This is a genomic window from Aliiroseovarius sp. (genome assembly GCF_965228805.1).
Lineage (GTDB): Bacteria > Pseudomonadota > Alphaproteobacteria > Rhodobacterales > Rhodobacteraceae > JASBTN01.
Window position 1 is genome coordinate 2,641,739 of the sequence record NZ_CBDDIE010000003.1, and the last position, 24,832, is coordinate 2,666,570.

Consider the following 24,832-nt stretch of genomic DNA (forward strand, 5'->3'; position numbering starts at 1 on the left):
CATGGCCGCCCTGTCCGACGATCCGGACGAGCCGTTGCCCAAGGCCTTCCGGATCGAGCGGTCGCGCATCATGTATATCGAGCTGAAGGCCGACGGGCTGGATGGCCCCGCCGTGATCGGGCGGGTCTATTTCTCCAAGTCCGGCAAGACGCTCCATTACAGGGGGCGACGATTTCAGAGCCTCAAGGGGGCGGGGTCCAAAGCCAACTATTTCGAGACCGAAAGCGGCGATCCCTACTGGATTTCCGGCCCACGCAAGGATCGCAACGACCGGCTGTACGGTGGGCAGCGTGGTGTGGAGATCGACGAAGACGTGCGGGTTGAATACGAGGCGCTGGTGGGCTGAAGACCGTGCGAGGTCTTGAAACGAAAAGCGCCCGGAACCTGCGTGGCCCCGGGCGTTTCTGCGTGCGATTTCAGCAGGTTCAGACCAGTTGGCCCTCTGCCGTGATGCGCGTCTTGCCGCCCAGGTAGGGGTGCAGGCAGGCGGGCAGGGTGACCGAGCCGTCCTCTTCCTGACCGTTCTCCAGCACCGCGATCAGGGTGCGGCCCACCGCCAGGCCCGAGCCGTTCAGCGTGTGCAGGAACTGCGGTTTGCCACCCTCTGCGGGCTTCATGCGTGCGTTCATGCGGCGGGCCTGGAAATCACCACAGGTCGAGACCGAGCTGATCTCGCGATAGGTGTTCTGACCGGGCAGCCAGACCTCGATGTCATGGGTGCGGCGCGCGCCAAAACCGATGTCGCCGGCGCAGAGCACGACGGTGCGGTAGGGCAGGCCGAGGCGCTCGAGGATGTCCTCGGCGCAGCGGGTCATGCGGGCGTGTTCGGCTTCGCTTTCGTCGGGCTTGGTGACGGACACCATCTCGACCTTCTCGAACTGGTGCTGGCGCAGCATGCCGGCGGTGTCGCGACCGGCGCTGCCGGCCTCGGAGCGGAAGCATTGCGAATGGGCGACATAGCGGCGGGGCAGGTAGCCCTCTTCGACGGTCAACCCATTGACAATATTGGTCAAAGTCACCTCGGAGGTGGGGATCATCCACCAGCCGTCCGTGGTCTTGTAGCTGTCTTCACCGAACTTCGGCAGCTGGCCGGTGCCATACATCATTTCCTCGCGCACAAGCACGGGAGTCCAGGTCTCGGTCAGACCGTTTTCCGTGGTGTGCACGTCGAGCATGAATTGGGCTAACCCCCTGTGAAGACGGGCAATTGCGCCCGACAGCACGACGAAACGGCTGCCCGACAGCTTGGCGGCGGTCTCGAAATCCAGACCGTCCTGGGTGGCGGGCAGGTCGTAGTGTTCCTTGGGCGCAAAGGTGAACTCACGCGGGGTGCCCCAGCGGCGGATTTCGACGTTGTCTTCCTCGTCCTCGCCATCCGGAACATCGTCATACATGAGGTTCGGCAGGCCCATCAAGAGCTCGGTCAGAGCGGCATCCTTGGCTTTTGCCTGATCATTCAGAGCGGCAATTTCCTGTTTCTTTTCAGCAACAAGCGCGCGCAGGCGGTTGAATTCGTCTTCATCGCCGGAGGCCTTCGCAGCCCCCACGGACTTGGCCGCCTTGTTGGCCTCGGCCTGAGCGGTCTCGGCCGCCAGGATCGCCGCGCGGCGGTCCTCGTCAAGGGCCAGAACCTCGCCCGACACGCCCGACAGACCCCGCCGGGCCATGCCCGTATCGAAGGCTTCGGGGTTGTCACGGATCAGACGGATATCGTGCATGGGCTGAGCTCCTGAGGTCGAGTCGTCGGTATGAATCTGGGGCGGGTTATGCCCGATTTCATCCGGCAGGGGAAACGGGAATGTTTAAGGTCTTTAAAGGGTGTTGCCCCGGGATGTTTAAAGTTTCGGGGGGCGTGGAGGGGGGATGTTTAAAGAGTTTAATCCTCGGATGGGGCGTCTTCGCGGTCCTGTGGGGGGATGTAGGCGTCGGGGTCGGATTTGAAGTTCTGGTATTCTGCATCGAACGCACCCCTCTCGAGCTCGTCGTCGGACCAATGAGGTGGTTGGGAGAGGCCGCCTGTCAGTGTCACTGTGGCATCGCCGAAGGTGTGATTTAACTGTTGTTGTGAGATAGTGTTTGCATCCAGGGTCAGGTCTTGCAGTCTTGCGTATTCCAAGATCGCCCCGCGGAACGTTGTCCATTGGTTAGTTTCCAAGCATCGCAAGTTCGCTTCGCCCAGATGGCACCCTGAGAAACCAGCACCGAGAATCGGAGACCCGTGGAGTATGACACCGGCAAGGTTTGTGCGCAGAAAACGCGTTCGATTGAGAGAGCAGTGACTAATGTAAGCATCCCGTAGGTTGGCGTTCCCAAATACCGCATCTTCTATGCTTGTGCGGGTAAAAGTCGTGGCCACCAATTCGGCACGTGAAAAGTGAGCACAGTCTAGTATTGCCTCTTCAAAATAGCTTTCGCTCAGGTCCGCGTTTATAATGCCTGCGCCGTCCAAGTGTGCTTCAGAAAAATCTGCGGCTTTAAAACTGGCGTACTTTAGGTTTGCTCTTTGCATGAGCGCGCCTTGAAACAGTCCTCGGGAGAAGTTCAGGTTGCGCAGGTCTGCTTTCTGCAAGTTGGTTCTTCTCAAGTCGATGCGAAATCCATTTGGAGTAGCAAATGACGGGGCTGTTTCGATGGCAACCTGTGCGGGTGAGCGACGTCCGATCACTGTAACTGCTGACTGAATGTCATTCCTTGGTGCTTCAAGCGCCCCTAGCCACCTTTGAGTCGCTTCCCAATCTGTGTTGTCCTCGGTAAGGCCCGTTTCCCTTTCCGCCAACGCAGCAATGTCCTCCCATTCTGCTTCGTCTGCGTAAGGTTGATCCCAGTATGCATGCCACCTTGCGCGTGGGCTGGTGTCAGAATGCCTAGCCGGGGCGTTCTCGCGCAGGTAGGCGGTCAGAATCTCCATGATTTGAATGTGGTAGTTGAGGTTCTGCCGGGCGATCCGTTCCAGCGCATAGATGGCGCCAATGCGGACTTCGAGGTTTGGTTCGCTGATCTCTTCGTAGATTGGCCTGTCGTAGTCGGGGTCGCCGTTGGCTCCTGTTTCGTAGACTAAGCTGCCATTCGTACGCTGCCGGTGGCGTGAGATGCTTCGCGTTGCCCCCAAGTTTTCCACTGCCTTGTTTATACGATCTGTTATAAGTCCGTCTTCGGTTGCAACTGTCTGGCGTTCGCTTAATTGAATGCGGATCAGCGTGAACGGAAAGGCGACAACTGCCCCCAGCACAGCAGTTAGCGCCGTAATCTTGGTCAGGTGGAAACGCAGTTCTGTAAAGGCCGTTTTACCTGCCTCCGTTGCGGGATCCCCCGGTGTTTCGGTCAGAAATAGAAACCCGATCTCAGCAACCAACCCTACTAGCAAAACCAGAAAAACCACCAACCACAGTGCCGCGAAGAAGGCGAACCAGAAATAGGGCACGCGCTCGGATTTCATGGCGGTTCTGAGCATGCCTACCGGGTCGCGTACGGGGCCGGGTTTGACTTGGGACAGGACCGCCAGAACCGCCAGCAGCGCCAGGGCGAATCCTCCCAGCCCGACAAACAGCGGGGAATTCACAAGTTCGGTGTAGAAATCCAGAAAGCTCTGCATCACATCCTCAAAATTTTCCCCCACCAAACACCCTCTCCCGTTGCTGGACAACCCCAGGCCCCCCATATAAAGCGTTTCGGGAATGGCTCGTTTTGCGGGTTGTTGTCGACACGCGCGAGGCGCTGATATGTTGCGCCGCGTTCCGGGCAAAATCTGGTTCAGGTTTGGCGCGAAACGCTTTAGGGTGCGCGCCAGCTTTCCGGGGGCGGATGCCTCCCAAAACGAGGGGAAAACGAATGTTTGTGACGCCGGCTTATGCGCAGGCTGCTGGGGGTGCCGCGGGCGGCCTCGGCTCGATGATTGTTCCGATGGTTCTGGTCTTTGCGATCATGTACTTCCTGATGATCCGTCCGCAGCAGAAGAAGATGAAAGAGCATCAGGGCATGCTGGAAGCGCTGCGTCGCGGCGACCAGGTGGTCACCGCGGGCGGGCTGATCGGCAAGGTCGTCAAGGTCAAGGACGACAATGAGGTCGAGCTGGAACTGGCCGAGGGTGTGAAGGTGCGCGTGGTCAAGACCACCATCGCTCAGGTAATGAGCAAGACCGAACCGGCGGCAAGCTGACATAACAAGGGCAGGCGGGGCAGATGCTTCAGATTTCACTTTGGAAACGGCTCGTTATCTGGGGCCTGGTTCTTCTGGGGCTGGCCTTTGCCCTGCCCAACGCGTTCTACACGCGGGTCGAAGGGCATAATGACGCGGTGCTTGAGATCGAGGCGTTGGGCTCGACGGCCGAGCGCGAGGCGATTGCGGGGGCCTGGCCGACGTGGATGCCGTCCTCGCTGGTGAACCTGGGGCTGGACCTGCGCGGCGGGGCACACCTGCTGGCCGAGGTCCAGGTCGAGGATGTCTATGCCGCGCGCATGAACTCGATCTGGCAGGAGGTTCTGGCCGCCCTACGTGAGGAACGCGCGACGGTGGGCAACATTCGCCGTCAGGACAGCCCGCCCGATGAGCTGCGCGTCAGCATCGGCAACGCCGAGGCCATGCCCCGTGCGCTGGAACTGGTGCGCGCTCTGGCCCGCCCGGTGGTCAGCCTGACCGGGGTTGGGTCGACCGATATCGAAGTGGCGGGCGAGGGCAATGACATCATCGTCACCCTGTCGGAAGCTGAACGTATCGCGACCGACGACCGCACCATGCAGCAGACGCTGGAGATCATTCGCCGCCGGGTTGACGAGGCAGGCACGCGGGAGCCGACCATTCAGCGCCAGGGCGCGGATCGTGTGCTGATCCAGGTGCCCGGTCTGGGCACGGCGCAGGAGTTGAAGGACCTGATCGGCAAGACCGCTCTGCTGACCTTCCACCCGGTGGTCAGCCGGACCACCGACCCCACCACGCAGGCCGGGCCGCGTCAGCTGGTCTATCCGTCGCAGGACGAGGAGGGCGTGCGTTACGTGCTGGAGGAGACCCCGGTCGTCACCGGCGAGGAGCTGAGCAATGCGCAGCCGAGTTTCGACCAGAACGGGTTGCCCGCGGTGAACTTTACCTTCGACGTCTCGGGCGCGCGCAAGTTCTGCCAGTACACGGGCGACAATGTCGGCCAGCCCTTTGCCATCGTGCTGGACGCGGAGGTGATCTCGGCCCCGCGCATCAACGAACAGATCTGTGGCGGCTCGGGCATCATTACCGGCAACTTCACAATCGAAAGCTCGACCGAGCTGGCGGTCCTGCTGCGCGCAGGCGCCCTGCCTGCCGAGCTGACCTATGTGCAGGAACGCACCGTGGGGCCGGAGCTGGGGCAGGACAGCATTGATGCGGGCAAGATTGCCTCGATCGTCGCTTTCATCGGCGTTCTGGTCTTCATGGCGCTGAGCTATGGCTGGTTCGGCATGCTGGCCAATGTGGCTCTGGTTCTGAACGTCGGGCTGATCTTTGGCCTGCTCAGCATGATCGGCGCGACGCTGACCCTGCCGGGCATCGCGGGGATCGTGCTGACCATCGGTATGGCGGTGGACGCCAATGTGCTGGTGTTCGAGCGCATCCGGGAAGAGCTGAAATCTGGCCGCGGCCCCGCGCGGGCGATCGAGCTGGGCTATGAAAAGGCGCTGAGCGCCATTCTGGACGCCAACATCACCACCTTCATCACGGCGGTGATCCTGTTCGTCATGGGCTCGGGTCCGGTGCGCGGCTTCTCGGTCACGCTGGGGCTGGGCATCATTACCTCGGTCTTTACCGCCATCTTCGTGACCCGCCTGATGATTGTCATGTGGTTCGAACGCCGCAAACCCAAGAACCTGGAGGTCTGAGCCATGCGTCTGAGACTCGTTCCCGCCGAGACCAACTGGGATTTCTTCGGCAAGACGCCGATCACCTTCGGCTTCTCGGCCCTGTTGATGGTCGCCTCGGTCGTGGCCTTCTTTGTCATCGGGCTGAACTTCGGCATCGACTTCAAGGGCGGCACCACGATCCGCACCGAAAGCACGCAGGAGGTCGATGTGGGCGCCTATCGCGATGCGCTGGCGCCGCTGGGGCTGGGCGATATTTCGATCGTCGCGGTCAATGACGTGAACTTCCGCGAGGATCAGCACGTCAGCCAGATCCGTATCGAGGCGCAAGAGGGCCAGGAGGCGATCACGCCCGAAACCCTTGCGACCATCGAGGGCGCGCTGCAAACGGTCGATCCCGCGATCACCTTCCCCAGCGTGGAAAGCGTGGGGCCGAAGGTCTCGGGCGAGCTGGTGCTGTCGGCGGTCTACGCGGTCCTTGCGGCCATTGGCGCGGTTCTGGTCTATATCTGGCTGCGGTTTGAGTGGCAGTTCTCCTTGGGTGCCGTGGCCGCACTGGTGCATGACGTGGTTCTGACCATCGGCATTTTCAGCGTGCTCCAGATCAAGTTCGACCTGGCGATCATTGCGGCGCTTCTGACCATCGTCGGTTATTCGCTGAACGACACCGTGGTCGTCTTTGACCGGGTGCGCGAGAACCTGCGGCGCTACAAGAAGATGGACCTGAAAGAGGTTCTGAACCTGTCGATCAACGAGACGCTGAGCCGTACGGTCATGACCTCGGTCACCACGCTGATCGCGCTGGTGTCCTTGTATGTGCTGGGCGGGGACGTCATTCGCGGCTTTGTCTTCGCGATGATCTGGGGCGTGATCGTCGGGACGTATAGCTCGATCTTCGTCGCCTCCGCGATCCTGTTGCGCCTGGGCGTGAAACGCGACTGGTCGAAGCCGGACGCCAACACCGGCAACCAGTTCGCGAACATTGATGCCTGAGATCCTGGCCGCCGTCCTGGATCAGCCCGGACTGGGTTGGCTGGCGGCGGTGGCCCTGATCGCCGGTGTCGTGCGGGGCTTTACCGGCTTTGGCACGGCGCTGATCTATATGCCGGTGGCGGGGCAGTTCCTGTCCCCCTTCGGTGCGCTCATCACCCTGACTGCGATGGATGTCATCGGCCCGCTGCCCAACCTGCCGCGGGCCTTTCGTGACGGGCACCGGCGCGATGCGCTGCGGCTTTGTGCCGGGTTGGTGGTGGCCATGCCGATTGGCGTCTGGGTGCTGACCCTGGTGGCGCCGGAGGTGTTTCGCTACTCGGTGTCGCTGCTGTCTTTGGGCCTGCTGGTGTTGCTGGTCAGCGGCTGGCGGTATCATGGCGAGCTGCGGCGCGCGGCGGTCTATCTGGTGGGTATGTTGGGCGGGTTCCTTGGCGGGGCCACGGGGCTGGCGGGCCCGCCGGTGATCATGACCTACATGGCCTCGCCGCATCCCGCCAAGGTCATTCGCGCAAACCTGCTTCTGTACCTTTTCGGCGTCGATATCCTGATGATCGGGGTGCTTTCCGTTATGGGCCGCATGGAGCTGTCCAGTCTTTTGCTGGGCTTTGCCCTGGCGGTGCCCTATCTTGCGGGCAACCTGCTGGGGGGCTGGCTGTTTCGCCCGGGATACGAGCGTGCCTATCGCGCCGTGGCCTATGGGCTGATTGCCATCTCGGCCCTCTCCGGCCTGCCGCTGTTTGATTGAGGGTGAGATGAAACTGACCGAAGTGACATATGACAGTGCCGTTCCCATAGATGGCTACGGGCCGGGGTTCTTTCGCGTCGCAGGCGAGGTGATCCGGGGGCCGATGCTGGTCACCGGCACCCGCGCGATCAGCTGGGGCGGCTACGACGACCTGGCGGCCTTGGAGGCCCTGGCGGGCGAGGTCGACGTGATCTTCCTGGGCACCGGCGCCGAGACCGCCCATGTGCCGCCCGCGGTCCGCGCGGCGGTCGAACGGTCTGGCATGGGCATCGAGCCCATGGCCAGCCCCGCCGCCTGCCGCACCTACAATGTCCTGGTCAGTGAGGGCCGCCGCGTGGCGCTGGCCGCATTGCCGGTGTAAGTCACGGGCGGCGCCCGCGCTTTGCCGCGCCCGGCTTGAGCCATGTCAAGGCGGGCCGCGTCGGGATCGGGGACAAGAGGCTCAGTGAGACAGGAAACGCGCAAGACATGGATCTAATCGTCGAAAACCTGACCGTGACCCGGGGCGGTTTGCCGGTGCTGGAGGGGTTGGAGTTCACCCTGCGCCCCGGTGAGGTGCTGATCCTGCGCGGGCCCAATGGCTCGGGCAAGACCACGCTGTTGCGCACGCTCGCGGGGCTGCAGCCGCCGTTGGAAGGCGGGATCAACCTGGAGCCGGAAGCGATTGCCTATGGCGCCCATGCGGACGGGTTGAAGGCGACCCTGTCGGTGGAGGAGAACCTGCATTTCTGGGCGTCGGTCTATGGCACCCATGACATCACCCGCGCGGTGGAGGCGTTCAATCTGAAGGGCCTTCTGAACCGCGCCTCGCAGAACCTGTCGGCGGGGCAGAAACGTCGGCTGGGCCTGGCGCGGCTGTTGGTGACCGGGCGGCCGATCTGGCTTTTGGACGAGCCGACCGTGTCGCTGGACGTGGCTTCGGTCGAGCTTTTCGCCGACGCGGTGCGGCAACATGTGGCGGGTGGCGGATCAGCCCTGATCGCCACCCATATCGACATGGGGCTTGAGGCGGGGATCTTCGATGTTTCGCCCTTTCGGGCTGACCCGAATGGCGCGCCGAAAGTGGCCACCGCCTTTGACACCGAGTTCGAGGAGGCCTTCGAATGATCGCGCTGCTGATCCGGGATCTGCGCCTGGCGATGCGCGCAGGCGGGGGCTTTGGCCTGGGGCTGGCGTTTTTCCTGATCGTCACCGCGCTTGTGCCCTTCGGGGTGGGGCCGGAGAGCGCGACGCTCGCCAAGATCGCGCCGGGCATCCTGTGGGTGGGCGCGCTGCTGGCCTGCCTGCTGTCGCTCGACCGGATCTTTCAGCTGGATTACGAGGATGGCACGCTGGACCTGCTGGCGACCGCACCCTTGCCGATGGAAGGCTCGGTGGCGGTGAAGGCGCTGGCGCATTGGCTGGTGACCGGCCTGCCGCTGACCCTGTCCGCGCCGGTGTTTGCCACGCTGCTGAACCTGCCCGGCACCGGCCATATCTGGGTCTTCGTCACCCTTCTGATCGGCACGCCCGCCCTGTCGATGATTGGCGCATTCGGGGCCGCGCTGACCGTCGGGCTGAAACGCGGGGGCCTCTTGATGTCGCTCTTGGTGCTGCCGCTTTATATCCCCACGCTGATCTTCGGCGCCGAGGCCGCGACGCGCGGCACGGAAGGCATGGCCAATGCCACGCCGCTGGCGCTGATGGCGGGGATCACGGCGGCCTCGATCGCGCTTTTGCCCTTCGCAGCGGCTGCGGCCATTCGTGTCAACCTGAGATAATGTGAACGCCGACCCCTTGCGAGACGCCACTTCCGACCATAGGAAACAGCCATGACAAACGCTCAACGTACCAAACAGGCCGACGACCGCTGGAACTGGCTCTGGGAATGGGCCAACCCGGTCAAGTTCATGGCCCTGTCCGGCAAGGTGCTGCCCTTCGCGATCGCGATTGCGGCGCTTACCTTGGTGCCCGGGGTCATCTGGGGCTTCTTCTTCACGCCGGAGGCGGACAAGTTCGGCTCCTCGGTCAAGATCATCTATGTGCACGTGCCGACCGCGATGATGGCGATCAACATCTGGGTCATGATGCTGGTGGGTTCGCTGATCTGGCTGGTGCGGCGTCACCATGTCTCGGCGCTGGCCGCGAAGGCCGCCGCGCTGATCGGTGTGGTGATGACGCTGGCCGCGCTTTTCACCGGGGCGATCTGGGGTGAACCGATGTGGGGCACCTATTGGGCCTGGGACCCGCGCCTGACCAGCTTCCTGATCCTGTTCCTGTTCTATCTGGGTTACATGGCCCTGTGGGGTGCGATCGAGAACCCGGATACCGCCGCCGACCTGACATCGGTCCTGTGTATCGTGGGATCGGTCTTTGCGCTGCTCAGCCGCTATGCGGTGAACTTCTGGAACCAGGGCCTGCACCAGGGCGCCTCGCTGTCGCTGGACAAGCAGGAGAACGTCTCGGACGTCTATTGGCAGCCGCTGGTCCTATGCCTCATCGGCTTCGTGGCGCTGTTCGTGACGCTGTTGCTGGTCCGCACCCGGACCGAGGTCCGGCTGCGCCGCCTGCACGCGCTCGAGACGCGGGAAAGGATGATCGATGCTTGATCTTGGAAAATATGCCGAGGCGGTGGTGACCTCCTGGGCGGTGACGATCCTGTTGCTGGTGCTGCTGGGAGTGATCACCTGGCGCCAGTCGGTAAATGCCAAGGCGCGGCTGAAGGCCGCCGAGGAGCGGAGGAAAGCACGCAATGGCTGATGAGACGCAGAAGAAGGGCATCTCGCCCCTGATGATCCTGCCGCCGGTGCTGTTTGCGCTGCTGGCGGGGCTGTTCCTGTGGGGCATGACCGGTAAGGAAAACGACCGCATCTTGCCGTCGACCCGCGAAGGCGGCCCGGCTCCGACGCTGACCCTGACCCAGCTGGGCGAGGGCGAGGTTTTCACCGGCGATGCGCTGAAGGCCGACGGTGTGAAACTGGTCAACTTCTTCGCCAGTTGGTGCGCGCCCTGCCGCGCCGAACACGCGCAGCTGATGGAGTTGCAGGCCGAGGGCGTGACCATCTATGGCATCAACTACAAGGACGACCCGGTGAAGGGGCTTCGTTTCCTCGACGAGCTGGGCGATCCTTATGCGGAGCTGGCCGCCGACCCGGACGGGCGCACCGCGCTGGACTGGGGTCTGTACGGTGTGCCCGAGACCTATGTGATCGACGGCAATGGCACGGTGATCAAGCGCTTTGCCGGGCCGATCACCCCCTCGATCCTGGAGAACGTGATCCGCCCCGCGATGGAAGAAGCGGCGGCGAACTAGCTGCGAGAGCGCAGGCCGAAAAGTGGGAACCGGTTTTCGGGCCAACCTGCGCGACCACTAAAATGAGTGTGCTAACGCACACGCTTGATATCTCACGGGCGCCTGCGGGCGCCCGTTCGCGTTTGGTGCTTGGCTCTGCTGTCGTGGTCAGGCGGCGGGTGCATGCGCTTGGTCATAGCGGGTCCGGTCGGCGCGAATGCCGGGCTGGTGGGTGGCCGCCCAGTCGGCCAGCGTGCCCAGCACGTCATGCAGCGACCGACCCCGGTCCGTCAGCGCGTATTCGACCTGGGGCGGAGACAGGTCCGCCAGCACGGTGCGGGTGATCAGCCCGTCGCGTTCCAGCTGTTTCAACGTCACCGACAGCATGCGCTGGGAAATCCCACCGATCACACGTCTGAGCGCGTTGAAGCGGCAGGGACCCTTGGCGAGTTCGAGGATGGTCAGCACCGACCAGGCATCGCCGATACGGTCCAGCACATCGCGGATTGGGCAATCGTATTCCTGGGCAAGACGGCGGCTCATGATGCTCTCCTGTGGCGGGGCCGGGTGGTTCCCTTCGCATAACCATGTGACGCAAAGATGCGTATTCCGGGCGCGGGGATGGGGCGCTATGTGGTTCCTATCAGTAACTACATGAAGAAGGGGAAGCAAGATGAAGCTTCTTGTAATCGGAGCGAGCGGCATGATCGGCTCGCGCATCGTGGCGGAGGCCGTGGCGCGCGGCCATGAGGTGGTCGCGGCCACGCGCAAGGGTACGGCGGTCGAGGGCGCTTCGGCCGAGGTGTTGGACGTTGCGGACAGCGCACGGCTGGCGGAGCTGTCGGCGGCGGCGGATGTAACCGTGGCGGCGGCCAGCCCGCGCACGACCGGCGATGCGGTGGCGGAGGCGGCAGCCTATGCCGACGCGCTGATTGCGGGCGTGAAGGGCCGCCTGATGCTGGTCGGCGGCGCGGGGTCCTTGAACCTGCCCGATGGCACGCCGGTGGCGGATGTGGTGCCCGAGCCCTATAGCGCCGAGGCCAAGGGCATGCGCGGCGCCTTCGAGAAGATCGCGGCGAGCGTGTTGGACTACACCGTGCTGGCACCCGCGGGCATGATCCAGCCCGGTGAACGCACCGGCAGTTTCCGTCTGGGGGGGCGCACGCTGCTGACCGATGCCGAGGGCAACAGCGCGATTTCCGCCGAGGATTACGCGGTGGCGCTGTTGGACGAGGTCGAGACGCCCGCGCATCCGCGCCAGATCTTTACCGCGGCCTATTGAGCCGGGCTTGCGCTACGACGGGGGCCTTCGGGCTCCCGTTTTCCATCTGATTTGCACGGTTTTTTAAGAAAAATGCGCGATCCCTGAGGGGTGAAACCAAAGGGAACCAGAATGGAACCTCAAGACAGAATCGGCCTGGCCCGGCTGACCCAATGGGCCTTTGACGGGGTGGACCTGACCCCCTTGCGCAACCAGCTTCTGGCGCAGAGCCTGCTGCACGGTGGCAATGGCTGCCTGATGGATCTTTCCGTGATCGACCAGTTGCAGGGACGGCGCGAAGAGGGGCTGAAATGGCAGGCCAGGGCGCTGGAAGGGGAACGGGTGTTTTCCACCAACCGGCGCGGTCAGGGGCAGAAACGGCTGTTGGTCTTTGCCGAACCCAGCGACATGGGCGGCAATACTCCGATCGAGTTCCTGCTGGACGGCTCCGGGTTCGAAATCCTGACCTATTACCCGAACCTGGCCGCGATGGAGAAGGCGCAGTTGCCCGACCATGATGTGGCCTTCTGCGCGGTGCCCGCGGACGCTCCCGGGGCCTGGGCCTTTCACGCAGGCGTGCGGCAACTGATGGGCGAGCGACCGGTGCTGAACCTGCCGGAGGCGCCGGTTTCCCTGGATCGCGATGCGCTGGGGCAGGGCGTCGGGCCGGTGCCGGGATCGGCGCCCGGCCTGCGTTTCCCAAAGACCGAAAGGCTGCCGCGTGCCTGCGTCGGTGCGGCAGAGGTCGGGCCGATGCCCTGGGTCATCCGTCCGGTCGGGTCGCACGCGGGCAAGGGGCTGGAGCGGATCGACAGCCCTGCGGAGCTGACCGCCTATCTGGAGCGTCGGGCCGAAAGCGAATTCCACGTCAGCGCGTTCATCGACTATGCCAGCCCCGCGGATGGGCAGTTCCGCAAATACCGGGTGGTCTTCGTCGGCGGACGTGCCTTTCCCTGCCACATGGCGATCGCGGATCGCTGGGACGTCTGGTATCTGAACGCGGGTATGGAAGGATCGACCGGGAAGCGGCGCGAGGAAGCGGCGTTCATGGACGGGTTCGACGCAGGTTTTGCCACCCGCCATCGCCGGGCCTTGCGTGCCCTGTCTTCGGGGATCGGACTGGATTACTTCGGCATCGATTGCGCCGAGGATGCTCAGGGCAATCTGGTCGTCTTCGAGGCGGACAATGCGCTGATCGTGCATGACATGGATCCGCAGGCGATCTTTCCCTACAAGAGCCACCATATGCGGCGCATTTTTGCGGCCTTCGAGGCGATGCTGCATCGCGAAGCGCGGGAGAACACCCCGGAAGCGGGGATGCGGCGGCATTGAGCGGTCGGCGCCCTGACGGCGCGGGCGCGCGGCGATGGGTCAGAGGCGGTAGCCGCCGGAAACCGTCAGCACCTCGCCTGTGATGAAACCGGCGGCTTCGCTCAGCAGAAACCGGGCGGGGCCTGCGATGTCTGCGGGTTCACCGTTGCGCGCGAGCGCCGTGTCTTCGCGGATCTGCTGCTGAACCTCGTCCGCGCGCGGCGCATAGTCCCGCTCGATCGCGCCCGGGGCGATGGCGTTCACGCGAATGCCCCGGGGCCCCAGCGCCTTGGCCTGGGATTTGGTCATGGCGATCAGAGCGGCCTTGGAGGCGGCGTAGACACCCGCGCTTTCGGGCGGGGAGGCCGCGTTGATGGACGCGATGTTCAAGACTGCCGATCCTGGCGCCATATGCGGCAGTGCAGCGGCCAGAAGGGCCGCGGGCGCGGTGACATTGGCCTGGTAGATGCGCGCGTGCAGGGCGGCGTCCACCGTGTCATGGGGCGTTTCCTGCACGATGCCCGCATTGTTCACCAGGATGTCGATGCGCCCGAAGGCCGAGATGACCAGCTTGACCAGCTCGGCCGGTTCCTCGGGGTCGGTGAGGTCGCTGCGCACCGCCAGGCTACCGGGGTGCTTGATGGTGAAAACCTTGCCCGCCGGTTTGTCCGAGAAATAGGTAATGGCGACCCGGTGGTCGCGCGCCAGGTCATCGGCAATCGCGCGGCCGATGCCCCGCCCGCCGCCGGTCACGAGTGCGATTTTCATGTCTGGTCCTCCTGTGCGCGGAGGCAGGGTATCAGGTTGCGCGGCGAGGGAAAGAGCCGTTGTCCGGGCCCGCGCTGTTCGAAGGAGTGCCTTCGGCACGCTTGATGTCTCGCGGGGGCGTGGCCCCGCTCGGGATGGGCGCGTGGTGCAAGGGTGTGGTCCGAAGGGGAAGGGGCGAGGAGGTGAGCGGCGAAGGAAAGTGCGGGAGGGCTGGAGCGCCGCTGCGGTTGTGAGGGGCTGGGGCGACCAGTTTTCGCCGATAGGGTCTGTTGTCGCTCCCTGCGGGCTAAGCACTTCTCGCGGTGGCAAGCACCGCTTTCGGTTCCCCGCCAGTTTCGCGACGCGAAACTGGCTTGGCCCAACGGGCGCCAAGCCGCAGGCGCGGGCGGGTGGCGGGAGCCCCCTGTTTGCCGAGATGTGCTCCAGCTCCGAGGGGCGCCGCCGCAACTGCGACCTTACGCCTTCGCCAAATTCCTGAGCACGTAATGCAGCACCCCGCCGTTTTCGATGTATTCGATTTCGGGCGCCGTATCGATGCGGCACTTCAGGGTGATGGTGCGGGTTTTGCCGTCGGCGCAGGCGATCTTACACGGCACCTCTTGCAGCGGTTCGATTGTGTCGAGCCCGGTGATGGTGACGGTTTCCGCGCCGGTCAGGCCGAGCGTCTTGCGGGTGTCGCCACCGGTGAACTCGAAGGGGATGACGCCCATGCCGACCAGATTGGACCGGTGGATGCGTTCGAATCTTTCTGCGATCACCGCTTTCACGCCCAGAAGAGCCGTGCCCTTCGCCGCCCAGTCGCGCGACGATCCGGCGCCGTATTGTTCGCCGCCGAAGACCACCAGCGGGGTGCCCTGGGCCTGATGCGCCATCGCGGCCTCGAAGACCGAGGTCTGGGTGCCGTCCGGGGCGCGGGTATAGCCGCCTTCGACCCCATCAAGCATCTCGTTGCGAATGCGGATATTGGCGAAGGTGCCGCGCATCATGACCTCGTGGTTGCCGCGGCGCGAGCCGTAGGAATTGAAGGCGCGCGGTTCGACCTGGCGGTCGATCAGGTATTGCCCGGCGGGCGTGGTCGTCGCGAAGGACCCGGCCGGCGAGATATGGTCGGTCGTCACCATGTCGCCCAGGATCAGCAAAATCTTGGCGTCCTTGACGTCCGATATCGTGCCCGGCTCCGGCCCCATGCCCTGGAAATAGGGCGGGTTTTGCACATAAGTCGAGGCGGCGGGCCAGTCATAGGTCTCGCTGTCGGTGGTCTGCACGCTGCGCCATTTCTCGTCGCCCTTGAACACATCGGCGTATTTCGTGACGAAGGCCGCGCGGGTGACGGTCTTGTCCACCAGCTCCTGGATTTCGGCATTCGAGGGCCAGATATCCTTGAGGAAGACGTCATTGCCGGCCTTGTCCTGGCCCAACGGTTCGCGGGTCAGGTCGATCGACATGTCTCCGGCAATTGCATAGGCCACCACCAGCGGTGGGGAGGCCAGGTAGTTGGCGCGTACATCGGGAGAGATGCGCCCTTCGAAGTTGCGGTTGCCCGAGAGGACCGAGACGGCAACAAGATCGCCTTCGCTGATCGCCGCCGAGATTTCCGGCTGCAAGGGTCCCGAGTTGCCGATGCAAGTGGTGCAGCCATAGCCCACCAGGTTGAAGCCCAATGCGTCCAGATCCTCCTGCAACCCGGCGGCGTCGAGGTAGTCGGTGACCACCTGCGAGCCGGGGGCGAGCGAGGTCTTGACCCAGGGTTTCGACGTCAGCCCCAGCGACCGCGCCTTGCGCGCGACCAGGCCCGCGCCGATCAGCACGCTGGGGTTCGAGGTGTTGGTGCAGGAGGTGATCGAGGCGATCACCACCTTGCCCGAGGAGATTTCGTAATCCTCGCCTGCGACCGGCACCGAGACATCCATCGCGCGTTTGAAAGTTGCCTCCATCTCGCGGGTAAAGGCGGGTTTGGCGTCGGTGAGCGGCAGGAAATCCTGCGGGCGCTTGGGGCCGGAAATGGCGGGCACGACGGTGCCCATGTCGAGCTCCAGGGTCGAGCTGTAGATCGGTGCGTAATCGGCACCGCGCCAAAAGCCGTTCTCCTTCGCATAGGCCTCGACCAGGGCGATGCGGTCCTCGTCGCGGCCGGTCTGGTGCAGATAGCGCAGGGTCTCGCCATCGACCGGGAAGAAGCCGCAGGTGGCGCCATATTCCGGCGCCATGTTGGCGATGGTGGCGCGGTCGGGCAGGGACAGGTGATCGAGCCCGTCGCCGTAGAACTCGACGAATTTGCTGACCACACCGTGGGCGCGCAGCATTTCGACCACTTTCAGCACCAGGTCGGTGGCAGTGGTGCCCTCGACCATCTCGCCGGTCAGCTTGAAGCCCACGACCTCGGGGATCAGCATGGAAATCGGTTGGCCCAGCATCGCGGCCTCGGCCTCGATCCCGCCGACGCCCCAGCCCAACACGCCAAGTGCGTTGACCATGGTGGTGTGGCTGTCGGTGCCGACCAGCGTGTCGGGGTAGGCCACGGTCGCGCCGTCCTGATCGGTATCGGTCCAGACAGTTTGGGCCAGGTATTCGACATTGACCTGGTGACAGATGCCGGTGCCCGGCGGCACCACGCGGAAATTGTCAAAGGCCGACTGGCCCCATTTCAGGAAGGTATAGCGTTCCAGATTGCGTTCATATTCGCGGTCCACGTTCATCTGGAAGGCACGCGGATTGCCGAAATGGTCGATCATGACCGAGTGATCAATCACCAGATCGACGGGATTGAGCGGGTTGATCTTCTGCGCGTTCCCGCCCAGGGCCTTGATCCCGTCGCGCATCGCAGCCAGATCGACCACGGCGGGCACGCCGGTGAAATCCTGCATCAGCACGCGGGCCGGGCGATAGGCGATCTCGCGCGGGTTCTGGCCGCCCTTGTCGGCCCAGTCGGAAAAGGCGCGGATGTCATCGACCGACACCGTGCGCCCGCCATCCTCAAAGCGCAGCATGTTCTCCAATACGACCTTCAATGCCGCCGGAAGCCGCGAGAAACTGCCAAGACCCGCCGCCTCCGCCGCAGGAATCGAGTAATAGGAAATGCTGGTGTCACCAACGCTCAAACTCCGGCGCACCTTGGTGCTGTCCAAACCTACGAATACGGTCATGTCATGGCTCCCTTCCGTGATGTGAGGGTCTTGGCTGCCCTTATTGTGGCGATCCGTTTCGGTGTGGCAAGGGGCAGGCGGGCGATCACGTGCCCGTCAGGACACGGCAACAAATCCTCTCAAAACCTTGATTGGCGGTGGGCGCGGCTCTGGTCTAACAAGGTTGGGTACGAGAAAAGGGGATACATCCGCATGCGAGCAGTGGTTGCGGCCATCTTGATGAGCCTTGGAATGACGGCGGGACTGACCGGACCGGCTTTGGCCGAGGATCGGCCGCTTGTGGTGGTCGAGCTTTTCACCTCGCAGGGCTGTTCTTCCTGTCCGCCGGCCGATGGGCTGATACGCGAATTGGCGACGGGGCACCCGGATGTGCTGCCCCTGGCACTGCATGTGGATTACTGGGATTACATCGGCTGGGAGGACAAGTTCGCCCGGCCCGAACATACCAAACGGCAGAAGGCCTATGCCTATGCGGCCGGGATGCGGTCGATCTACACGCCGCAAATGGTCATTGGCGGGGTCGATCACGTGATCGGCTACAAGCCGATGGCGGTGGCCGAAACCATTGCCGCCCATCACATGGCCGCGCCGCGCGTGGTGCTGACCGGCGCTCTGGAAGATGGGGTGGCGCATCTGCAGGCCGTGCCGCTGGAGGGCGAGGCCCTGCCCGCACAGATGGAGGCGGTTCTGGTGCGCTATACCGAACATGCGGCGGTGCGCATTACCCGGGGCGAAAACGCCGGGCATACGTTGGACTATGCCAATATCGTCACCGGCATGGAGGTGGTTGGCGCCTGGAATGGGCAGGCCAATTGGGTCTTCGACGTGCCGGTCGACGGGGACACCCCTGCGGCGATTTTGCTGCAAACTGCTGGGTCCGGCCCGATCCTGGCCGCGCTGCGCCTGCGCTGACGGGCCGGGGCCTCAAAAGGGGCTGACGGATGACCGGCTGGGCGATGGCTGACCTGCAGGGGCGGCTGAACAGCCCCCTGCGCCGCGCAATCAATCGGCGGTCGGGTTGTCCTTGTGACCACGCCCGTAGATGTTGAAGCGGTTGTGCACCCAGAGCCACTGGCCCATGTGAGCACGCACCTGTGCCTCCAGACTGTCATTCACCGCCTGCATCATGGTCTCGGCATCCGTATGCGGGATCGGCGCCTCGACCACGAGGTCGAAATCCAACCCGTTGTCTTGCCGGATCCCATAGCAACAGAACATGAGCGCGTCGTGTTTCAACGCCAGTTCGGCGGCGGAAAGCGGCGTGAAGGCCGTCTTGCCGAAGAAGGTCAGTGGCGCGCCGCCGGGCAGGTCGCGCTGGTCGGTCAGAAGCGCGATCATATTGCCGCCGCGCAGGTGCTTGATCATCTGTCCCAGCCCCCGGCGGCCCTGTTCGAACAGGGGCTCGGCGAGGGCTTTCAACCGGCGCACGTAATGGGTGTTGAAATAGGCGTTGCGCATCGGGCGATAGAGCCCGCCGACCTTGTGGCCGCGTTGGTGAAAGGCCAGGCGCAGGGCGTCGTAGCTGCCGAAATGGCCCGAGACGGCGATGATCGGGCGGCCCTGGAGCCTGGCCTGTTCCAGCGCCTCGACACCGGGGCCGGTCAGGGGCAGCTGGGCGTGGCGGGAAATGCGGTCCTGGGGCGAGTAGAGCTCGGCCAGGACGCGGCCTGCATTGTCGGGCACGGCGATGCAGAGGCGGCGGACCTCGGCCTCGGACAGGTCGGGGCGGGCATAGGCGAGGTTGGCGCGGATGCGGCGGCGGTAGCCTGCAAGCGGGGCCACCATATGGGCGGCGAGCCACCCCACCAACGGAACGCGCCAGCGGTAGGGCAGCGCCATCGGCAGTCCGATTACCGCGCGCAGGGCGATGTTGCTGGCAAAGGCCCCGATCCCGCGTTTCGGTTCGAGCATTGGTGCGCCCCGTAAGGTTGTTTCGCGCAGGCGGCAGGAGGCGCCACCCGTTCAGCAGTCATAAATCCCGCGCCAGCCGAGCACAAGCGATGCCGGAGCGTCGTGAAGGGTGCGCGTGGCGGAGGGCCGTCGGGCCGGTGATCCCCCGAAACAGCGGGCTCCCGCCGCCCGGCCGCGCCCCTGCGGGGCTTGCCGCCCGTTGGGCCTGGCGCGTTTTGCACGGCAAAACGCGCGGAGGTTGGCAGCGGGATACGCCCGTGAGAACTGCGCGGTTTGCGGAGGGCCGCGCCGGGGGCGGGTCCCCGAAAGCCGTGTGGTTTGAGCGAGGGGTGCCGCAGGCTCTACCCTGCGTGAGATGGTGATGGGCCGAGAGGCGTGGGGCAGCGGTCGGTGCCGTGTTGCACGGGCGTCAGCTTTGGCGACGAGGCCGCTGCGCCCTGCTGGGCTCTGGTATTCCCCCCATGAGTTTGGGGCAGCTTAAAGAGGATGGCCGTGAGGCTGGTGGGAAGGGGCCTGGGGCAGCGTGGTCGCGACGCAGCAGGGTGTGCGTGGAAATGGGCAAGGCGACCGGGCAGGCCCGGCATATGCGGTCTGCGCTGTGCGGTCATTCATCCTCGGCGATCAGCAATACCTCGCCCGCCGCCTCCAGCTCGCGAATCGCGGCGACCACGGCGTTCATTGCCGCTTCGCCTTCGGCGGGTTTGACCGCGCCCAGGTTGGCCATTTCCTCGCGCAGCTGTTCGGCAAGGCGTTTCGACATGGCGCCCAGGATGAATTCGGTAACCTTCTCCAACTCGCCCGTTGCCGCGGCCAGCGCGGTGATGAGCTGCGCCTGGTCCAGATCCTTGGTGACCTTGGGGATGTCGCGCGGGTCGAGGCGTTGCGGGATGTTCGAGAAGGTAAAGATCGCCTTGCGCACCTCGGCGGCGAAGGTGGCGTCATCCTCGTCCAGCCCCTGCAGCACCTCGTCGCGGGTGGCGGCCGGGCTGAAGTTGAGGATCGCGCCGACCCGTTCGACCGGGCCGTCGGCAAAGGCCTTGAGCGGCTGTGCGTCGAGCTGTTCGGCCAGCGAGCGGCCGATCTTGTCCACCACCTCCGGCTCGATTGCCCCGGTGAGCGAGACCGCGTAGGCCACCCGACGGGCGCGCGGCCCGGGCAGTTTGCCCAGCAGTTCGGCGGCGGTGGAGACCTTGAGCTTGGACAGGAGCACCGCGGCAATCTCGACGCTTTCTTCCTCCAGAACCGGCAAAAGGCGCAGGGGATCGAGACCCGTAATCGTCTCCCACGGGTCGCCGGTGGCACGCACGCCACCCTGTTTGCGGATGCGTGCGGCGGTGGCCGGGCTGATGGATTTTTCAAGCGTCTTCAACGCCCCTTCGAGCCCGCCGGTAAAGGCGAGGCCGATGTCTTCCATTTCGGACACGAATTCGTCGACCACGGCCTTCACGGTGGCCCGGTCGATGAAGCGCATGGAGGACATCTGGATCGTCAGTTCCTCCTGCAGGTCCTCATCCAAGGTGGTCAAGGGAACTTCGACCCCTTCGGCCAGCAATAGGCGCACGATGATCGCCGCTTTCTGCTTGCGACTGAGCGGCTTGGCGCCCGCGCCGCCAAGGGGCGGCATGGCCATGGGCGGTTCATCCCCGCCAATGGGCGCAGGCAGGCCAAGATCACCGATGGGGGCAAGCGTGTTTTCCAAACTCCGACTCCAGCAGTTTTGCCGTTTCGGACAGTTTGGCAGGGACGCGTTAACAGCCCCCTACCAAGCCATGGAAAACATGCGGCTTTCGCAGGTTGTTCAGCCTGTCACTTCGGGCACGCAGGTGCCTTCGTTCTCGCTCCAGGCATAGCCCGGTGCACAGCTTTGAGCCTGGCGGTCATGGGCCGGGCAGGCTGAGGCGGCGGAAAACAGGGTGGTGGCCAGCAGAAGTCCGGCCAGGGTAGCGCGTAAGAACATGGGGCCCTCCGATATGAAGGGCCCCATGATAGCACGGAATGCGGTTTTCACGAAATTCGGGTAGGCGCGGGTTATTCCCCGAAGACCCGCTTGAAGATCGTATCGACGTGTTTGGTGTGATAGCCCATGTCGAATTTCTCGTTGATCGCATCGACGCCCAGGGCTTCGACCACGGCCTCGTCGCCCAGAAGAAGCTCGCGGAAGTCCAGGCGTTCCTCCCAGACCTTGAGCGCGTTGCGTTGCACCATGGCATAGGCGTCTTCACGCGATACACCGGCCTGGGTCAGGGCCAGCAGCACGCGCTGCGACATGACCAGGCCCGGGAACTTGTTCATGTTGTCGAGCATGTTTTCCGGGAAGACCAGCATCTTGTCGATGACACCCGCCAGGCGGTGCAGGGCGAAATCAAGGGTCACGGTGGCGTCCGGGCCAATGCCGCGTTCGACCGAGCTGTGCGAGATGTCACGCTCGTGCCAGAGGGCCACGTTCTCCATCGCCGGGATCACGGTCATGCGCACCAGGCGGGCCAGACCGGTCAGGTTTTCGGTCAGGACCGGGTTCTTCTTGTGCGGCATGGCCGACGAGCCCTTCTGGCCCATCGAGAAGAACTCGGCGCCTTCCAGCACCTCGGTGCGCTGCATGTGGCGGATCTCGACGGCGATGTTCTCGATCGAGGAGGCGATCACACCCAGGGTGGCGAAGAACATGGCGTGGCGGTCGCGCGGGATCACCTGGGTCGAAATCGGTTCCGGGCGCAGGCCCAGTTTCTCACACACGTGTTCCTCGACCGCCGGGTCGATGTTGGCGAAAGTGCCGACGGCGCCGGAGATCGCGCCGGTGGCGACTTCCCAACGGGCCTTTTCCAGCCGGTTCTTGTTGCGGTCCATTTCGGCGTAGAAACGCGCAAAGGTGAGGCCCATCGTGGTGGGTTCGGCGTGGATGCCGTGGGAGCGGCCGACGCGCACGGTGTCCTTGTGTTCCAGCGCGCGTTTCTTGAGGGCTGCCAGCACCTTGTCCATGCCGACCAGCAGCAGGTCGGCGGCGCGCACCAGCTGCACGTTCAGGCAGGTGTCGAGCACGTCCGAGGAGGTCATGCCCTGATGCACGAAACGGGCCTCTTCCGAGCCCACATGTTCGGCCAGGTGGGTCAGGAAGGCGATGACGTCGTGTTTGGTCACGGCCTCGATCTCGTCAATGCGGGCGACGTCGAATTCCACGTCCTTGGCCTTCCACACGGCCTCGGCGTTTTCGCGCGGGATCACGCCCAGGTCGGCCATGGCGTCGCAGGCGTGCGCCTCGATCTCGTACCAGATCTTGAACTTGGTTTCGGGCGACCAGATGGCGACCATGTCGGGGCGGGCATAGCGAGGGATCATGAGAACGACCTTGTGATTTGCGGCTGTGTTGGGCGTCTCTTAGACAAGCAGGGGCTTGGGAACAAGGGAAGGGGGCCGATATGTGGCGATTGGCGGCGATGTTCGCGCTCACGGGTGGGGTGGCTGTGGCGGATGGGGCGTTTGAGCCCCTGTCGGGGGAAGAGATTCGCGCGGCGCTGACCGATGCGGTGTTGGAGTATGACCGGGGATGGCAGGATTTCCGCGCCTCGGGGCGCACGCTGTATCACGTGGGCGGGGACAGCTGGGGATATTGGCGCGTCGAGGGCGATCAGTATTGCAGCCAGTGGCCGCCGTCCGAGCATTGGGACTGCTACGACATGGCGCGCGATGGCGATGTGCTGCGGTTCATCAGTTCGCAGGGTCATACGACCGATGGGCGGTTGCGCTAGGCGTTGGTAAGCGGAGAAGGGCGGCAGGCCGCCCTTCGCTTGATGTCTCGCCGGGGCGTGGCCCGGCTCGGGATTGGAGCCTGGGGCGGGTGTTGTGTTTCGAACGCTGGCCGGGGTCGGGTTGAGAGGGATTTCCCGCTGCCGAGAAGCGCTTGAGGGTCACATGTGCCCCTCAAGGCGCCTTTTCGAGGGTTTTGCGAGTCGTGTGGCTGTAAAGGACAAGCGGGCTTTGCCCGTCGCTGCGCGATCCTTGACAGCCACAAGACTCGCAGGCGTCAGAACCCGTCGCCGCCGCCGCCCTGTTGCCAGGGCTGCACCAGGTTGCCAAAACGGGTGAAGCGGCCTTCGAAGGAAAGCTCCACGTTGCCGATGGGCCCGTGACGCTGCTTGCCGATCACGACCTCGGCCTTGCCGTGCAGACGCTCCATGCGTTCCTGCCAGGCGGCCATGGCCTCCAAGTTGTCCTCGGAGGGTTTTTCGCGTTCGGCGTAATATTCCTCGCGATAGACGAACATGACCACGTCGGCATCCTGCTCGATCGAGCCCGATTCACGAAGGTCCGACAGCTGCGGGCGTTTGTCGTCGCGGCTTTCCACGGTCCGTGACAGCTGGGACAGGGCGATGACGGGGATGTTGAGTTCTTTCGCGATGGCCTTCAGACCCATCGAGATCTCGCCGATCTCCTGCACCCGGTTTTCCGCCGTGCCGCGCACCAGCTGCAAATAGTCGACCATCAGCACATCGAGCCCCTTTTCGCGTTTCAGGCGGCGGGCCCGGGCGGCCAGTTGGGCGATCGGAATGGCGGCGGTGTCGTCGATGTAGAGCGGGCAGCTTTCCAGCGACTTGGCGGCGTCGACAAAGCGGCGGAATTCGACCTCGGTCATGTCGCCGCGGCGGATCTGTTCGGACGGCACTTCGGAGGCTTCCGACAGGATCCGCGCGGCCAGCTGTTCGGCTGACATTTCAAGGCTGTAGAAGCCGACAACGCCGCCTTCGACCGCGCCCTCGGTGCCGTCGGGCAGGGTGCCCTTCTTGTAGGCCTTGGCGACGTTGAAGGCGATGTTGGTGGCGAGAGAGGTTTTCCCCATCGAGGGGCGCCCGGCGAGGATGATGAGGTCGGACTTGTGCAGACCACCAAGCTTCTTGTCGAGGTCGATGAGCCCCGTCGAGACCCCGGCCAGCCCGCCGTCGCGCATATAGGCGGCATTGGCCGATTGCACGGCCTCGGTGACGGCCGACAGGAAGGAGGTAAAGCCGGAGGTGGCCTGGCCCTGTTCGGCCAGTTTGTAGAGCGCCTGTTCGGCGGCGACGATCTGCTCGGTCGGCTCAGAATTTGCCTCCATCTTGGCGGCGCGCGCCTGGATGTCGCCGCCCAGCTGGATCAGCTCGCGACGCACCGCCATTTCGTAAATCATCTGCGCATAGTCGCGCGCGGCGAAGGAGGAGATCGCCGCACCGGCGAGACGGGCCAGATAGGCCGGGCCGCCCAGTTCCTTGAGCCCCTCGTCATCCTCCATGAAGGCCTTCAGCGTGACCGGTGAGGCGAGCGCGTTTTTCGAGATGCGCTGGGCGGCGATTTCGAAGATGCGGGCGTGCACCGGCTCGTAGAAATGCTCGGGCTTGATGATCTGCGCGACGCGGTCATAGACGTCGTTGTTGGTCAGGATCGCGCCCAGGAGCTGTTGCTCAGCCTCGGTGTGGTGGGGCAGGGTGCCCTCTTCGTTTTCTGGTGCGGCGGCGTCCTGCGGAATTGCGCTGATCTCGTTCATATCTGCCTCTGTCCCCTTGAGGCCGAAGGTTTAAACCACGGCCTGCGCGCGGGGCAAATGGTATGTTTCTGTGGATGCCCTGTGGATAAAACTGCATA

25 protein-coding genes are annotated in these 24,832 nt (G+C 64.1%); 15 read left to right on the plus strand and 10 right to left on the minus strand.

Going from position 1 to position 24,832, the window contains the following annotated elements; translation table 11 throughout:
- Position 1: 1 nt before the first annotated feature.
- Complete coding sequence (locus ACO07D_RS13995; RefSeq protein ID WP_421703560.1) at positions 2-346, plus strand: 1-deoxy-D-xylulose-5-phosphate synthase; 345 nt, start codon at positions 2-4, stop codon at positions 344-346.
- 79 nt (positions 347-425) lie between these two features.
- Here ACO07D_RS13995 and serS read toward each other — a convergent pair whose 3' ends face one another.
- Positions 426-1,718: a serine--tRNA ligase gene (gene serS / locus ACO07D_RS14000; RefSeq protein ID WP_421703561.1), complete on the minus strand. Its 1,293-nt coding sequence runs from the start codon at positions 1,716-1,718 to the stop codon at positions 426-428.
- 158 nt (positions 1,719-1,876) lie between these two features.
- A complete protein-coding gene (locus ACO07D_RS14005; protein WP_421703562.1) occupies positions 1,877-3,592 on the minus strand; it encodes a pentapeptide repeat-containing protein in 1,716 nt (571 codons plus the stop codon).
- A 236-nt stretch (positions 3,593-3,828) separates the two neighbouring features.
- Between ACO07D_RS14005 and yajC the strand changes: the two genes are divergently transcribed.
- The 10 genes from yajC (at position 3,829) to ACO07D_RS14055 (ending at position 10,849) form a co-directional block, all read left to right on the plus strand.
- Positions 3,829-4,155 (plus strand): preprotein translocase subunit YajC, encoded by a 327-nt coding sequence (yajC, locus tag ACO07D_RS14010; protein ID WP_421703563.1) that lies wholly within the window; start codon positions 3,829-3,831, stop codon positions 4,153-4,155.
- Between the two features lie 23 nt (positions 4,156-4,178).
- Positions 4,179-5,840 (plus strand): protein translocase subunit SecD, encoded by a 1,662-nt coding sequence (gene secD, locus ACO07D_RS14015; RefSeq protein WP_421703564.1) that lies wholly within the window; start codon positions 4,179-4,181, stop codon positions 5,838-5,840.
- Positions 5,841-5,843: 3 nt separating this feature from the next.
- Positions 5,844-6,812, plus strand: coding sequence for a protein translocase subunit SecF (gene secF / locus ACO07D_RS14020; protein WP_421703565.1), 969 nt, complete (start codon positions 5,844-5,846; stop codon positions 6,810-6,812).
- A complete protein-coding gene (locus tag ACO07D_RS14025; RefSeq protein WP_421703566.1) occupies positions 6,805-7,557 on the plus strand; it encodes a sulfite exporter TauE/SafE family protein in 753 nt (250 codons plus the stop codon). The genes secF and ACO07D_RS14025 overlap by 8 nt, the downstream gene beginning before the upstream one ends.
- Positions 7,558-7,564: 7 nt before the next feature.
- On the plus strand, positions 7,565-7,918 hold the full coding sequence (locus ACO07D_RS14030; protein WP_421703567.1) for an Mth938-like domain-containing protein: 354 nt from the start codon (positions 7,565-7,567) through the stop codon (positions 7,916-7,918).
- A 107-nt stretch (positions 7,919-8,025) separates the two neighbouring features.
- Positions 8,026-8,664, plus strand: a complete 639-nt coding sequence (ccmA, locus tag ACO07D_RS14035) for a heme ABC exporter ATP-binding protein CcmA (RefSeq protein WP_421703568.1) — start codon at positions 8,026-8,028, stop codon at positions 8,662-8,664.
- On the plus strand, positions 8,661-9,317 hold the full coding sequence (gene ccmB / locus ACO07D_RS14040; protein WP_421703569.1) for a heme exporter protein CcmB: 657 nt from the start codon (positions 8,661-8,663) through the stop codon (positions 9,315-9,317). Before ccmA ends, ccmB begins: the two co-directional genes overlap by 4 nt.
- A 51-nt stretch (positions 9,318-9,368) precedes the next feature.
- Positions 9,369-10,145, plus strand: coding sequence for a heme ABC transporter permease (locus tag ACO07D_RS14045; RefSeq protein WP_421703570.1), 777 nt, complete (start codon positions 9,369-9,371; stop codon positions 10,143-10,145).
- On the plus strand, positions 10,138-10,296 hold the full coding sequence (gene ccmD / locus ACO07D_RS14050) for a heme exporter protein CcmD (RefSeq protein WP_421703571.1): 159 nt from the start codon (positions 10,138-10,140) through the stop codon (positions 10,294-10,296). Before ACO07D_RS14045 ends, ccmD begins: the two co-directional genes overlap by 8 nt.
- Positions 10,289-10,849, plus strand: coding sequence for a DsbE family thiol:disulfide interchange protein (locus ACO07D_RS14055; RefSeq protein ID WP_421703572.1), 561 nt, complete (start codon positions 10,289-10,291; stop codon positions 10,847-10,849). The genes ccmD and ACO07D_RS14055 overlap by 8 nt, the downstream gene beginning before the upstream one ends.
- Positions 10,850-10,996: 147 nt before the next feature.
- On the opposite strand, the gene ACO07D_RS14060 is transcribed toward ACO07D_RS14055, so the two are convergent.
- Complete coding sequence (locus ACO07D_RS14060) at positions 10,997-11,371, minus strand: winged helix-turn-helix transcriptional regulator (RefSeq protein ID WP_421703573.1); 375 nt, start codon at positions 11,369-11,371, stop codon at positions 10,997-10,999.
- A gap of 130 nt (positions 11,372-11,501) precedes the next feature.
- On the opposite strand from ACO07D_RS14060, the gene ACO07D_RS14065 reads away from it, so the two are divergent.
- Both ACO07D_RS14065 and ACO07D_RS14070 read left to right on the plus strand, forming a co-directional pair.
- Positions 11,502-12,110: an NAD(P)-dependent oxidoreductase gene (locus ACO07D_RS14065; RefSeq protein ID WP_421703574.1), complete on the plus strand. Its 609-nt coding sequence runs from the start codon at positions 11,502-11,504 to the stop codon at positions 12,108-12,110.
- A gap of 111 nt (positions 12,111-12,221) precedes the next feature.
- Positions 12,222-13,421, plus strand: coding sequence for an ATP-grasp domain-containing protein (locus ACO07D_RS14070; RefSeq protein ID WP_421703575.1), 1,200 nt, complete (start codon positions 12,222-12,224; stop codon positions 13,419-13,421).
- 39 nt (positions 13,422-13,460) lie between these two features.
- On the opposite strand, the gene ACO07D_RS14075 is transcribed toward ACO07D_RS14070, so the two are convergent.
- Entirely contained in the window at positions 13,461-14,168 is a 708-nt protein-coding gene (locus ACO07D_RS14075) for an SDR family NAD(P)-dependent oxidoreductase (RefSeq protein ID WP_421703576.1), read from the minus strand.
- Between the two features lie 455 nt (positions 14,169-14,623).
- Positions 14,624-17,311: an aconitate hydratase AcnA gene (gene acnA / locus ACO07D_RS14080; protein WP_421703577.1), complete on the minus strand. Its 2,688-nt coding sequence runs from the start codon at positions 17,309-17,311 to the stop codon at positions 14,624-14,626.
- Positions 17,312-17,503: 192 nt separating this feature from the next.
- Between acnA and ACO07D_RS14085 the strand changes: the two genes are divergently transcribed.
- Entirely contained in the window at positions 17,504-18,223 is a 720-nt protein-coding gene (locus ACO07D_RS14085; RefSeq protein ID WP_421703578.1) for a DUF1223 domain-containing protein, read from the plus strand.
- 90 nt (positions 18,224-18,313) lie between these two features.
- Here the strand turns inward: ACO07D_RS14085 and ACO07D_RS14090 are convergent, their stop codons facing one another.
- The 4 genes from ACO07D_RS14090 to purB form a co-directional block, all read right to left on the minus strand.
- The gene (locus ACO07D_RS14090) at positions 18,314-19,222 is read right to left on the minus strand and encodes a lysophospholipid acyltransferase family protein (protein WP_421703579.1); all 909 of its coding nucleotides are present in this window, start codon (positions 19,220-19,222) and stop codon (positions 18,314-18,316) included.
- A gap of 604 nt (positions 19,223-19,826) precedes the next feature.
- Positions 19,827-20,852 (minus strand): flagellar motor switch protein FliG, encoded by a 1,026-nt coding sequence (locus ACO07D_RS14095; RefSeq protein WP_421705034.1) that lies wholly within the window; start codon positions 20,850-20,852, stop codon positions 19,827-19,829.
- 168 nt (positions 20,853-21,020) lie between these two features.
- The gene (locus tag ACO07D_RS14100) at positions 21,021-21,179 is read right to left on the minus strand and encodes a hypothetical protein (RefSeq protein WP_421703580.1); all 159 of its coding nucleotides are present in this window, start codon (positions 21,177-21,179) and stop codon (positions 21,021-21,023) included.
- A 71-nt stretch (positions 21,180-21,250) separates the two neighbouring features.
- Entirely contained in the window at positions 21,251-22,555 is a 1,305-nt protein-coding gene (purB, locus tag ACO07D_RS14105) for an adenylosuccinate lyase (protein ID WP_421703581.1), read from the minus strand.
- 80 nt (positions 22,556-22,635) lie between these two features.
- Between purB and ACO07D_RS14110 the strand changes: the two genes are divergently transcribed.
- A complete protein-coding gene (locus tag ACO07D_RS14110) occupies positions 22,636-22,965 on the plus strand; it encodes a hypothetical protein (RefSeq protein WP_421703582.1) in 330 nt (109 codons plus the stop codon).
- A gap of 275 nt (positions 22,966-23,240) precedes the next feature.
- Here ACO07D_RS14110 and ACO07D_RS14115 read toward each other — a convergent pair whose 3' ends face one another.
- Positions 23,241-24,734 carry a replicative DNA helicase gene (locus tag ACO07D_RS14115; protein ID WP_421703583.1) on the minus strand — a complete coding sequence of 498 codons (1,494 nt, stop codon included), beginning with the start codon at positions 24,732-24,734 and terminating at the stop codon, positions 23,241-23,243.
- Positions 24,735-24,832 lie beyond the last annotated feature (98 nt).